An 11916-nucleotide genomic window follows, 5' to 3' on the forward strand; every position below is an offset into this window, starting at 1 on the left:
CCAGGGGCGGGGGTTCAGGTGATGACGAGAACGGTCTTGCCGGTGGTACGGCCGGACTCGCCGAGTTCGTGTGCCTTGGCCGCCTCCGCCAGCGGGAGCACGCTCGACACGTGCGGGCGCAGCTCGCCCGCCTCCACCAGGGCGGCGATCGTCAGCATGTCGCCGTGGTCGGGCTCGACGAGCATGAACCCGGCGTCGATCCCACGCCGTCTCGCCTCGGGGATCAGCGCGTCGCCACCGCCGGGCAGCGAGACCAGGACGCCTCCGGGTCCCAGCACGTCGAGCGAGCGCTCCCCGCAGGCTCCGCCGACGCCGTCGAGCACGACGTCCACCCGGCCCGCGGCCTGGGTGAAGTCGATCTCGGTGTAGTCGATCACCTCGTCGGCGCCGAGCGAGCGTACGAAGTCGTGCTTGGCCGTCCGGGCCGTGCCGATGACGTACGCGCCGAGGTGTTTGGCCAGTTGCACGGCCAGATGTCCGACGCCTCCGGCCGCCGCGTGCACCAGGACCCTGGCGCCCGGCCGCACGCGGGCGGTGTCCTTGAGCGCCTGCCATGCGGTGAGCGCGCCCAGCGGAACGGCGGCGGCGTGCACATGGTCGAGTACGGCGGGCTTGGGTGCGAAGTGCCTGGCCGGGCCCGTGACGTACTCGGCGTAGGCCCCGGCCTGACGCGGGAAGCACGGCATGCCGAACACCTCGTCGCCCGGCCGGTACAGCCGCACGCCGAGTCCCACCGCCTCGACCACGCCCGAGACGTCGAACCCGAGGATCGGCGGGTCGCCCCACAAGCCGAGGCCGCCGGTGGCCCGGGACTTCCAGTCGGTCGGGTTCACCCCTGCGGCGTGTACCCGGACCAGGATCTCGGTCGGCAGGGGTTCCGGTCTCGGCACCCGTACCTCGGTCAGCACCTCGGGCCCGCCCCACGTCAGCGGGGTGATCGCACGCATCGTCCTCGTCATGCGTTCCAGCATCGGCGAGCCTGCTTGGCGGCTGCCAGTGGCCCGCAAGCCAACACCTGTGAGAATCGGGCCATGCACCGCATCGCCGTACTCGCCCTCGACGGGGTCATCCCCTTCGAACTCAGCCTGGCCGCCCGGATCTTCGGCACGGCCGAGGGACTGTACGAGGTGATCACCTGCAGCCTGGACGGAGGCCCGGTGCGGACCGGCGCCGACTACGCGATCACCGTCGAGCACGACGCCTCCGTCCTGGCCGAGGCCGACACCGTCGTCGTGCCCGGCTCGGAGTCGCACGCCCTGCTCGTCCCTCCGGCCCGCCTGCCCGACCCCCTGCTGGAGGCCCTGACCTCGGTACGGCCGGGCACCAGGTTCATGAGCATCTGCATCGCCGGGTATGTGCTGGCCGCGGCCGGGCTGCTCGACGACAGGCCCGCGACCACGCACTGGCGTCATGCCGAGCACTTCCAGCGGCACTATCCGAGGGTCAGGGTCGATCCCGGCGTGCTGTTCGTCGACGACGGCGACGTGCTCACCTCGGCGGGGGCCGCGGCCGGCCTCGACCTGTGCCTGCATCTGCTGCGCCGCGACCACGGCAGCGACGTCGCCAACCAGGTCGCCCGCCGCTGCGTCGTGCCGCCCTGGCGCGAGGGCGGCCAGGCCCAGTACGTCGAACGGCCCGTGCCCGCCCCCGGCGCCACCTCCACCGCCTCCACCCGCGCCTGGGCCCTGCAGCGCCTGCACGAGCCGATCCCCCTGGCCGACCTGGCCGAACACGCCTCCATGAGCCGCCGTACCTTCACCCGTCGCTTCCGCGCCGAGGCCGGCGTCAGTCCGGGACGCTGGCTCACCCTGCAGCGCCTCACCCTGGCCCGCACCCTCCTGGAGACCACGGACCTCCCGGTCGACCAGATCGCGACCCGCTCGGGCTTCGCCACGTACGCCACCCTGCGCCAGCATTTCCACACGGCCTTGGGGACGTCTCCGGCGGCCTATCGCCGCACGTTCCATGCGTGACATACGAAAAACACCCTCAGGGGCAATTCCCTGAGGGTGTTTCTTCTAGTAGCGGGGACAGGATTTGAACCTGCGACCTCTGGGTTATGAGCCCAGCGAGCTACCGAACTGCTCCACCCCGCGTCGGTGTGTGTCTAAAGACTATCCGGCTCGCGGGGTGGGCGCAAATCGAAGGGCGTTACTGGGTCGGCGTGGCGGACGGCGCCGGTGTCGCGGCCGGGGTCACCACCGGGGTGGCGGACGGGGACGCGGCGGGTGACGGGCTGGTGGTCGGGGTGGCGGCCTGCTGGTCGGCCGTGCGGTCCAGGACGGCCAGGGCGTCCTGGAGACGCTTCTGGGCCTCGCCGTACTTGACCCAGTCGGGCGGGCTCGCCTGCAGGGCCTTCTGGGCGTCGTCGTAGGCCGCCTGGGCCTCGCCGATGGCCTTGGCCAGGGCGCCGGTCGGCTGGGTGGGCGTGGTGGGCTGGTTCGGCGTCGTGGGCGTGGTGCCCTTGCCGCCGAACACGCGCTCAAGGGCCTCGGCGAGGGTGTCGCCGGTGCCGACCTGGGTGCCGAAGGACACCAGGACGCGCTTCAGGATCGGGTACGGCTCCTGCCCGGTGCCGGCCGCGACCTGGACGTACACCGGTTCGATGTAGACCAGGCCGCCCGCGTAGGGCAGCGTGAGCAGGTTGCCGTACTTGACGGTGGCGTTGCCCAGGCCCAGCAGGTTGAGCTCGCCGGAGAACTTGTTCTGGAAGTTGTTCTGCGCCTGCCCGGGCCCGGGGATCGCGGTGTTGGACGGCATACGCAGGATGCGCAGTTTGCCGTAGTCCTCGCTCGCGGTGGAGTCGACGGCCATGAACGCCGCCAGGTTGGGCCCCTGCCTGGGCACGAACGTCGTGGTGAGCGAGAACTTCGGCTCGTCGCCGGGCATCGTCGTGGTCAGGTAGTACGGCGGCTGCTTGATCGCGCTGGCGCCCTGGGAGGGGTCGTTGGGGACGTTCCAGAAGTCCTGGCCGCTGTAGAAGGCCGAGGCGTCCTCGATGTGGTAGCGCGCGAGCACGTGCCGCTGGATCTTGAACAGGTCCTCCGGGTATCGGATGTGGTCCGACAGGTCCGCCGACATCTCGCCCTTCGGCTTGAGGATGCCGGGGAAGGCCTTGGCCCAGGTCGCGAGGACCGGGTCGGCGTTGTCCCAGGCGTAGAGGCTGACGGTGCCGTCATAGGCGTCGACCGTGGCCTTGACCGAGTTGCGGATGTAGTTGATCTTGTCGCGCGGCTGCTGGGCGATGGCCTTGGTGGCGGTCGCCGTGTCGCGCGTCATCGCCTCCAGGCTCTCGCTCTGCGAGTACGGGAAGTCGTTGGACGTCGTGTAGCCGTCGACGATCCAGGTGATGCGCCCGTCGACGATCGCGGGGTACGGGTTGGCGTCGAGGGTGAGGAACGGGGCGACCTTCTGCACCCTCTCGCGCGGGTTGCGCACGTAGATGATCTTGGAGTCGTCGTTCACGTCACCCGAGAGCAGGATGTTCTTCTCGCCGTACTTGGCCGCGTAGAGCAGCCGGTTGAAGAACGAGCCGACGGGGACGCCGCCCTTGCCGGTGTAGGTGGTGTTGGCCTGGCCGGTGCCGCCGCTCTCCGGGTAGTCGAGCTCCTGGCCGCCCTTGGTGCCGGGCGGGCCGCCCGCGATGACGTACTGCGCGGCCCCGGGGTTCTCGCCGAAGTAGACCCTCGACTCCTTGAGCTTGGTCGCCTCGACGAGGGAGCCGGTGACCGGCATGTCCTTGGCGTCGAAGTTGGGCAGGCCTTCGGAGTCCACCTGGTTGCCCGGCGCGGCGACGATGCCGTAGCCGTGGGTGTAGACCAGGTGCTGGTTGATCCAGTTGTTCTGCTCGGTCGGCGGCCCGGTCAGCTCGCGCACACCGACGACGTGGTCGCGCGGCACGCCCGAGGAGTCCTTGTAGCGGTCGACGTCGAGCGGGTCGGCGAAGTCGTAGAAGCCTCGGATGCGCTGCTTCTGCTGGTAGGTCTTGGCCACCAGGCTCGGGTCGAGCAGGCGCACGCCCGACACCGACGTGTCGCCGTCGGGGCTGACCTTGCTCGGGTCGGCCTCGGCGGAGTACGGGATGACCTCGGAGTCGTCGACCTTGTACGCCGTGCGGGTGGCGTCGATGTTGCGGCCGATCGACTTGGCCTCACGCTGCTGCTGGTTCGGCTTGACCTGGAACTGCTCGACGATCGCCGGGTACACGCCGCCGATCAGGATGGCCGAGAGCACCAGCAGGCCGAAGGAGACGCCGGGCAGCATGCCGCCCGACCTGAAGATCCCGGCGAAGAACAGCGCGGCGCAGATCAGCGCGATGAACATCAGGATCGTCTTGCCCGGCAGCACCGCGTTGATGTCGGTGTAGGAGGCGCCGTGCACGAACCCGCGCTCGGAGAAGACGAGCTCGAACCGGTCGACCCAGTACGCGACCGCCTTCAGCAGGACGAACGTGCCGAGCAGCACCGACAGGTGCACCCTGGCCGCACGCGAGGCGTGCACACCGGGCGACTGCAGCCTGAACCCGCCGTAGAGGTAGTGCGTGATCGTCGCCAGGATCGCCGAGATGATGACCGCGGTGAACAGGAAGTTCAGCACCATCGTGATGAACGGCAGGTCGAACATGAAGAAGGAGATGTCGTAGCCGAACTCGGGATCGACCTTCCCGAACGGCGTGCCGTTGACGAACTCCAGCCAGGTCTTCCACAGCCCGGCGAGCGAGGAGCCGGAGAAGAGGGCGAGCATCGCCATGCCGACGATGAAGATCAGCTTGCGATGCGGGTCGAGCGCCATCCGATAGCGGTCGGCGCCGCTGCCTCCGCCGAACATCGCGGGCCCGAACATCGGCCGCATCCGGAAGGCCAGCAGCATGTTGCCGCCGACGATCGCCACCATGAGCGCACCGCCGATCAGGAACAGCAACACCTGCGTCAGCAGCACTCCGGAGAACACCGAGGTGTAGTCGACGGCGTCGAACCACAGGTAGTCGGTGTAGATGCCGGCGAAAAGGAAGAACAACGCCACGAGCACCACGAGGGTGATCGCGACAGGAAGAAGCAGGCGCGGTCGACGAGGCAAACGCACTCCCCGACCGGCTCCTGGGGTCCGGAAGCTCAAGGGCCAACCCCTCGTCGTGTCAGAACAAACGTCGTGTCAGAACAAACGGTCCGTGACTGGCAACCTACACCGGCGCACCCACCGGGGCACGGTCCAGCCACGTGACCCAACGAACGAGAGATCGGATTAGTTTCACCAGGCCGCCGCCCGATCACTCGCAGGAAGGCACTTCGCCCTTGCCCGTCCTGATCGCCTCAAGGGAGGTGACTGCGGCGTCCAGCGTGCCCGCCTTGACCAGTCGCAGTCCGTCGGGCACGGCCTTGACCGCCTCGGCGCAGTTGTCGGGCGGCGTCAGGAACACGGTGGCGCCCGCCTCGACCGCGCCGACCATCTTCTGCGCGATGCCGCCGATCGCGCCGACCTTGCCCTCGGGCGTGATGGTGCCGGTGCCCGCGATCGACTTGCCGCCCGTCATCGGGCCGGGGGTGAGCTTGTCCACGATGCCGAGGGAGAACATCAGCCCCGCGCTCGGCCCGCCGACGTCGCCCACATTGATCTCGACGTCGAACGGGAACTTGTACTTGGCCTGCATCACCACGCCGACCATCGTCTTGCCGCCGGTCGAGGCCACGCTCTTGATCGGCACCTGGAGCTTCTCCTTGGCCCTGGTGACGGAGAAGACGATCTCGTCGCCCGGCTTGTGCGCCTGCACGGTGTCGGCGACCATGCCCACGTCGGTGGCGGGCTTGCCGTCGACCGCGTCGATCTCGTCGCCCGGCTTGAGCTTGCCGTCGGCCGGCTTGCCCTTCTCGGTCGAGGCCACCGCGACGACCGTGCTGTAGGAGATCTTGAGCTGGCTCAGCGCCGCGGCCGTGGCGTCGTCCTGGGAGTTGGTCATCTCCAGGGTGTTCTCCGCCTCGACCTCCTTGGCCGTCTGCGTGCGCGGGAAGATCGACTCCTCGGGCACGACGGCGACGGTCGGGTCGACCCAGCCGCGCAACGCCGTCATCAGGTCGATCCGCGCGCCGGGCCCGCCCTGGTAGGCGACCGTGACCAGGCTCAGCTTGCCGTCGGTCGGGTAGGTCGTGGTGCCGGTGATGTTGATGACCGGCTTCTTCTCGACGAGCCCGATCGTGTTCTCCGTCGGCCCAGGACTGAGCACGACGTACGGCACGGGCAGGAACGCTCCGGTCACACCGAGCGCGAGCACCAGGAAACCCGCCACCAGAAGGGTCAGAGCACGTCGAGACATGGCGAAGAGCCTATGCGAGAGCGCTCACCCGCAGGCGCCGACCCACTCGGAGGAGCCGTCGGCGAACACCTGATGTTTCCAGATCGGCACCTCGGACTTGAGGTCGTCGATGAGTCTGCGTGAGGCCTCGAACGCCTCTCCCCTGTGCGGGCAGGCGACGGCCACGATGACCGCGATGTCGCCGAGCGCCAGGTCGCCGACCCTGTGCACGGCCGCCAGCGCCACCGTCGGGTAGTCGGCCGCGACCTTCTCCGCGACCCGCCTGAGCTCGGCCTCGGCGCTCGGATGCGCGGAGTAGGACAGGCCGGTCACGGGCTTGCCGTGGTCCTGCTTCCTGACCGTGCCGACGAAGAGCGTCGTGCCCCCGGCCGCGTGGTCGCCGACCGCGGCCAGCACCTCGTCGACGGAGAGCGGGGTTTCGCGTATGCCGAGCAGCCGGATGACGTCCACCCGGCCAGCCTACAACCGGCGCGGGCGCAGGCCCGGAACGGCCGGATCCGGCGCTTCCCGCGGACCTGGCGCTTCCTGCGGATCCGGTGCAACGGTCAGATGCGGCGCTTCTTGCGGACCTGGCGGACTATGGCGGCCGTGCCGATGACCGCCACCGTCGCGCCCGCGGCGGTGAGCGTGGCCTCCTTGCCCGAGAGCCGCCGCCCGACGACCGCGTGCTTGCCCTCGCGCAGTTCGAGCAGGAGCTCGAAGGCGGCCTCGTTCGACCAGGCGGGCTTCCATCCGGCCGCGCGCAGCGACGCCGCGTCGACCACCCACGGGTAGACGACGTAGTGCAGATCGGTCGCGGGGGCCGGGGTGATGCCCAGTCTGTGCAGGCGCTGGGCCGTACCGAAGGTGATCGCGGCGGGCAGTTCGAAACGGCGCAGGCCGGAGATCTCCTCGACCTGGTCCTGTTCGAGCCAGCCGTCGGAGCCGACGGCGAGCACGCCGGTCACCACGCCCTTGGCGGCCAGTTCGAGGGCCGACACCAGGTCGTCGACATGGCAGAACTGCCAGCGCGGCGTGCAGCCCTTGACGGTCAGCAGCCTCGGCGCCTCGAAATGACGGGTGACGACGGTGTCGACGCCGGGCCCGACGATCGCGGCGGGGCGCAGCACGGTCACCTCGAGGCCGGGATGGCTGCGCAGCGACCTGCGGACCAGGGCCTCTATCTCCAGGTGGTCGCCGACCAGGCCGGTGTCCGGCTCGGCCGCGACCGGCGACTCCTCGGCGAGCGGCACCTCGTTCTCGGGGGCGGCGCCGTACACCATGGCGCTTGTGACGAGAACCACCCTGCGGACGCGGGCGGCGGCGCTGGCGGTGAGGACGGTCTGGGCTGCTCTGAGGTTGTACGCACGGCGTTCGGCGGGGTCGGAGTCGAGGGCGTGGTCACCGGCGAGATGGACCAGGACGTCGATGTCGGAGATCCGGTTCGCCAAGAGCGGATCCCGGACGTCGATCACCCTCCAGGTGGCTTCCTGGACGTCGCCGCGCTGCTCGTCGATGGCCACCACCCTGCGGAAATCCGCTGATGTGACGAGCTTCGCGAGCAGCTCGCGGCCGATTCCGGAGGCGGCGCCCGTGACGGCGACGACGGGTGGCCGGTGGCGATTCGAGGTAGGCACCAGGTCCTCACTTTGCACTGATCCGCCATAGGACGGCTAACGTGGCGGATGTGGACTCCTCCATCCTGCACGAGGTAACGCGGTGACTGACCTGCCAGGTCGCGAAAACGACCCCAACGAGAATCCGTTCGCCATGTTCGGCAACCCCGAGCAGATGGCGCAGGCGATGCGGCAGTTCGCCGACATGTTGTCCGCGCCCCAGGGCTCGGGCCCGGTGAACTGGGACATGGCCAAGAACATCGCCAGACACGCCGTGGTCGCCGAGGGCGATCCCAGCGTCATGGAAGGCGAGCGTCGTCAGATCGTCGACGCGCTGCAACTGGCCGACCTGTGGCTCAACGAGGCCAGCGCCCTGCCGAGCGGTGTGAGCAATCCGCAGGCGTGGAGCCGGTCGGAGTGGATCGAGAAGACCGTCCCCGTCTGGCGCACGCTCACCGAGCCGATCGCCGCGCGCATGGTCGAGACGATGGGCGCGACGCTCGGCGGCGCCGGGCTGCCCGCCGAGGCCCAGCAGATGGCCGGCCCGCTCATGGGCATGCTGAAGCAGATGGGCGGCATGATGGTCGGCCAGCAGATCGGCCAGGCCCTCGGCACGCTCGCCCGCGAGGTCGTCGGCACCACCGACATCGGCCTGCCGCTTTCGGACGTCGCCGCGCTGCTGCCCGGTGGCATCGCCGCCTTCAGCCAGGGCCTCGAACTGCCCGCCGACGAGATCCGGCTCTATCTCGCCCTGCGCGAGGCCGCGCACCACAGGCTGTTCCAGCACGTGCCGTGGCTGCGCTCGCACCTGCTCGGCGCGGTCGAGGAGTACGCCAGGGGCATCACGGTCGACACCTCCGCGCTGGAGGAGCAGATCCGCGGCCTCGACATGAGCGACCCGTCGGCTCTGCAGGAGGCGCTGAGCGGCGGCGCGCTGCTCAAGCCGGAGGAGACCGAACGCCAGAAGGCCGCGCTGACCCGCCTGGAGACCGCGCTCGCGCTGGTCGAGGGCTGGGTGGCCACGGTCGTCGACACCGCCGCCGAGGGCAAGCTGCCCTCCTCCGCCGCCCTGGCCGAGACCGTACGCCGCCGCAGGGCGACCGGTGGACCCGCCGAGACCACGTTCGGCACGCTGGTCGGCCTCGAACTGCGGCCCCGCAGGCTGCGTGAGGCCGCGGCGCTGTGGCAGGCGATCGCCGCCGACCGCGGCATCGACGGGCGCGACGCGCTGTGGGCGCACCCCGACCTGATGCCGCAGGCCGACGACCTCGACGACCCCGCCGCCTTCATCAGGGGCGAGGCCGAGTGGGACATCAGCGCGTTCGAGAGGCCGGCAGACGACGACCCCGAGGATCGATGAGCCTGCACGACGACGCGGTGACGGTGCTCTCCGGCTGGGTGGCGCCCACCGACGAGGAGGAGGCGCTGCGCAAGGAGTTCCTGCAGCACCTCCAGGAGCACCAGGACGCCATGCTGCGTTCGTGCGCGCCCGGCCATCTGACGGGCACGACGGCCGTGCTGTCGCACGACGGCGCCAAGGTGCTGCTCACCCTGCATCCCAAGGCCGGGATGTGGCTGCCGATGGGCGGGCACTGCGAGCCTTCGGACGCCTCGCTGGCCGAGGTGGCGCTGCGCGAGGCCGTGGAGGAGTCCGGTATCTCCGGCCTTCGGCTGCTGCCCGGGCCGCTGGCGCTCGACCGGCACGAGGTGTGGTGCCATCCGCCGCGTAGCTGGCATCTCGACGTCGAGTACGCCGCCGTCGCACCCGAAGGCGCCGAGGCCGTGATCAGTGACGAGTCGCTCGACCTGCGCTGGTTCCCCGTGGACGAGATCCCCTCGCCGTCGGACGAGGCCACCAGGCGGCTGGCACGACGAGGCAGGGCAGCGCTGGGCTGAGATGGAGTCCCCGATCGGCGGCACGATCGTCACGCCACGGCGCCGAAGCCGGAGCGGGCCGCTGATCTGGGTGATCCTCACGCCGTTCGCCCTGTGGGCGGTGGCCAGGACGGCCGGACTCGAACGCGGCCCGCTCGCCGTCCCCCTCATGGCCGCCACGCCGTACGCCGCACTGGCGTCCCTGGTGCCGTTGTCGCTGGCCGTACGGGGGCGGGGCCGGGCGTTCACGCTGGTGGCGCTGCTCACGACGGTGACCCTGACGGCGTGCGTGCTGCCCCGTGCGTTCGGGCGTCCCCAGGACCTGTCCGGACGCCCGCTCCGCGTCCTGACCGTCAACCTGCTGTACGGCAAGGCGGACGTGAACGCGGTCATGGCGCTGGTGCGCGACCTCGCTCCCGATGTGCTGGCCACCCAGGAGCTCACGCCCGGTTATGTCGCCGCGCTGGACGCCGCCGGGCTCGCTTCGCTGCTGCCGTACCGGGTGCTGCGTGCGGAGTGGTCCTCCAGCGGGAGCGGGATCTTCGCCAGGCATGCGCTGGGTGAGATCGCGTTCACGCCTCCCGCCGGGCATCGCATGCCCGCCGCTTCGGTCGCGCTGCCGGGCGGTGCGGGCGTCGAGGTGTACGACGTGCATCCGTATCCGCCGGTCGGAGCGAAGGTGGACGCCTGGGGCGCGGCATTGGCCGCCCTGCCTTCGGCCTCTCCCCGGGTGGTACGCGTGCTGGCCGGGGACTTCAATGCCAGCCTTGATCATGCGGCGATGCGGGAGGTGCTCGGGCGTGGGTACAAGGATGCGGCCGAGCAGGTCGGGCTGGGGTTGACGGCTACCTGGCCGGCGAATCGACGGGTGCCCGCGGTGATCGCCATCGATCATGTGCTGGTGGACGGGCGGGCCGGGGTGCGGCGGGTGAGCGTGCACACCGTGCCCGGCAGTGATCACCGGGCGGTGTTCGCGGAGCTTTCTGTTCCGTTCTAGCTGTCTCTTCCGTTCTAGCGGCTTCGTGCTAAAGGTGCAGTATCGCGCGGGTGCACTCCCAGCCTTCGAGGCCGGGGTCGAGGCGTTTGAGGTCGTCGGTGGTGCGCAGGCGGTGCCAGCCGGGGCCGGTGGCCACCCGGCGAGGGCCGGGTGCCTGGGCGCGCAGGGCGGCGACCGGGTCGGGGTCGTCGAGGTCGGGACGCGCCCACGCGGGCAGCGGCAGCACCGAGGCGACGGCCACCGCGCCTCCGTCCTCGGCGCGGCACACGGTGAGCTCGGCGCGGCCCAGCTCCCGGAACAGCTTGCCGATCAGCAGCGGCGGCAGGTCGGGCGCGTCGGCGCTCAGCACGACCGCGCTCCCGCCATCGGGCACACCCTCGTTGAGCAGGGCGAACACCTCGGTCAGCGGCGTGTCCTCGCCGATCTCGATCACCCTGGTGCCGGGCCATACGAGCTCTTCGAGGCCCGGCACGCTGGTCACCAGCACCGGGGTGACCAGCTCCAGGCCCGCGACAAGGTCGTAGGCGTCTTCGGCCAGCGCCTCCAGGAACTGTGCGGGATCCACCCCTTCGGGCGTCGCGCCCGCCATGCCCGCTTTGACGACAACGGCGACGATCCGCGTCAACACTCCTCCGGGATGTTGCTGGCCGCACTGGAGAATCCTTCAAGGAAGCCGCGCGCCCGCTCCGCCTTGGGATACTGTTCGACCAGTTCCCAGAACTGCGGGCCGTGGCTCGGCACCAACAGGTGCACGAGCTCATGGATGATCACGTAGTTGATGACCCACTCGGGCAATCCCCGCAGCCGGGTTGATATTCTGATCGTGGCGTTCTCAGGCGTGCACGAGCCCCATCGGTGCTGCTGGTTGTCGACCCAGCGCACACTGGCCGGCTTGGCCGCTCCGTCGAGGTAGCGAGCCGAAAGCTCCTTAGCCCTTTCGAACAACTCGTCGTCCGTAGGGCGTCTTCGTTGTTCCCTGGCCGCCAGCCTGTCGAGCATCCGGCTCACCCATTCGTCCGCGTCGTCGCCGCTCAGCCAGGCCGGCAGCAGCACGATCGTCTTGTCGCCGTCTCGGTACGCAGACACCGTGCGCCGGCGACGAGAGCTTCGTCGGACCTCGACTGTCTCGGGGGGCACATATG

General features: G+C 70.1%; 11 protein-coding genes and 1 tRNA gene. 4 read left to right on the forward strand and 8 right to left on the reverse strand.

The annotated features are described in order from the left end of the window. Window positions 1-14: 14 nt before the first annotated feature. Window positions 15-959, reverse strand: a complete 945-nt coding sequence (locus ACTWNK_RS37500; protein WP_474309656.1) for an NADP-dependent oxidoreductase — start codon at window positions 957-959, stop codon at window positions 15-17. A gap of 72 nt (window positions 960-1031) precedes the next feature. Between ACTWNK_RS37500 and ACTWNK_RS37505 the strand changes: the two genes are divergently transcribed. Further along, the gene (locus tag ACTWNK_RS37505; RefSeq protein WP_474309657.1) at window positions 1032-1973 is read left to right on the forward strand and encodes a GlxA family transcriptional regulator; all 942 of its coding nucleotides are present in this window, start codon (window positions 1032-1034) and stop codon (window positions 1971-1973) included. A gap of 49 nt (window positions 1974-2022) precedes the next feature. Here ACTWNK_RS37505 and ACTWNK_RS37510 read toward each other — a convergent pair. The 5 genes from ACTWNK_RS37510 to ACTWNK_RS37530 all read right to left on the reverse strand — a co-directional run bounded on the left by ACTWNK_RS37510 (window position 2023) and on the right by ACTWNK_RS37530 (window position 7926). After that, window positions 2023-2096, reverse strand: a tRNA-Met gene (locus ACTWNK_RS37510). A 55-nt stretch (window positions 2097-2151) separates the two neighbouring features. Then, complete coding sequence (locus ACTWNK_RS37515; protein WP_474309658.1) at window positions 2152-5082, reverse strand: UPF0182 family membrane protein; 2931 nt, start codon at window positions 5080-5082, stop codon at window positions 2152-2154. Window positions 5083-5266: 184 nt separating this feature from the next. After that, window positions 5267-6307, reverse strand: a complete 1041-nt coding sequence (locus ACTWNK_RS37520) for a YlbL family protein (protein ID WP_474309659.1) — start codon at window positions 6305-6307, stop codon at window positions 5267-5269. Between the two features lie 24 nt (window positions 6308-6331). Beyond that, entirely contained in the window at window positions 6332-6757 is a 426-nt protein-coding gene (locus ACTWNK_RS37525; protein ID WP_474309660.1) for a molybdenum cofactor biosynthesis protein MoaE, read from the reverse strand. A gap of 95 nt (window positions 6758-6852) precedes the next feature. Beyond that, window positions 6853-7926, reverse strand: coding sequence for an NAD-dependent epimerase/dehydratase family protein (locus ACTWNK_RS37530; RefSeq protein WP_474311111.1), 1074 nt, complete (start codon window positions 7924-7926; stop codon window positions 6853-6855). 79 nt (window positions 7927-8005) lie between these two features. Here ACTWNK_RS37530 and ACTWNK_RS37535 point away from each other — a divergent pair, with 79 nt between their 5' ends. Genes ACTWNK_RS37535 through ACTWNK_RS37545 form a run of 3 tightly spaced genes read left to right on the forward strand, consistent with a single transcriptional unit; the run spans window position 8006 to window position 10774 of the window. Further along, the gene (locus tag ACTWNK_RS37535; RefSeq protein ID WP_474309661.1) at window positions 8006-9262 is read left to right on the forward strand and encodes a zinc-dependent metalloprotease; all 1257 of its coding nucleotides are present in this window, start codon (window positions 8006-8008) and stop codon (window positions 9260-9262) included. Further along, a complete protein-coding gene (locus ACTWNK_RS37540) occupies window positions 9259-9798 on the forward strand; it encodes an NUDIX hydrolase (protein ID WP_474309662.1) in 540 nt (179 codons plus the stop codon). The genes ACTWNK_RS37535 and ACTWNK_RS37540 overlap by 4 nt, the downstream gene beginning before the upstream one ends. 1 nt (window position 9799) lies before the next feature. Further along, on the forward strand, window positions 9800-10774 hold the full coding sequence (locus tag ACTWNK_RS37545; RefSeq protein ID WP_474309663.1) for an endonuclease/exonuclease/phosphatase family protein: 975 nt from the start codon (window positions 9800-9802) through the stop codon (window positions 10772-10774). A gap of 28 nt (window positions 10775-10802) precedes the next feature. Here the strand turns inward: ACTWNK_RS37545 and ACTWNK_RS37550 are convergent, their stop codons facing one another. Both ACTWNK_RS37550 and ACTWNK_RS37555 read right to left on the reverse strand, forming a co-directional pair. Further along, on the reverse strand, window positions 10803-11399 hold the full coding sequence (locus tag ACTWNK_RS37550; RefSeq protein WP_474309664.1) for a DUF2064 domain-containing protein: 597 nt from the start codon (window positions 11397-11399) through the stop codon (window positions 10803-10805). Further along, window positions 11396-11911, reverse strand: a complete 516-nt coding sequence (locus ACTWNK_RS37555; RefSeq protein ID WP_474309665.1) for a M48 metallopeptidase family protein — start codon at window positions 11909-11911, stop codon at window positions 11396-11398. The genes ACTWNK_RS37550 and ACTWNK_RS37555 overlap by 4 nt, the downstream gene beginning before the upstream one ends. Window positions 11912-11916 lie beyond the last annotated feature (5 nt).

This window comes from Nonomuraea sp. IBHARD001, from assembly GCF_056106265.1.

What these genes read in the sequence shown, in the direction of transcription:
- ACTWNK_RS37500 (WP_474309656.1), bottom strand. Translation starts at nt 959, where the DNA reads ATGACGAGGACGATGCGTGCGATCACCCCGCTGACGTGGGGCGGGCCC.
- ACTWNK_RS37505 (WP_474309657.1), top strand. Translation starts at nt 1,032, where the DNA reads ATGCACCGCATCGCCGTACTCGCCCTCGACGGGGTCATCCCCTTCGAA.
- ACTWNK_RS37520 (WP_474309659.1), bottom strand. Translation starts at nt 6,307, where the DNA reads ATGTCTCGACGTGCTCTGACCCTTCTGGTGGCGGGTTTCCTGGTGCTC.
- ACTWNK_RS37540 (WP_474309662.1), top strand. Translation starts at nt 9,259, where the DNA reads ATGAGCCTGCACGACGACGCGGTGACGGTGCTCTCCGGCTGGGTGGCG.
- ACTWNK_RS37545 (WP_474309663.1), top strand. Translation starts at nt 9,800, where the DNA reads ATGGAGTCCCCGATCGGCGGCACGATCGTCACGCCACGGCGCCGAAGC.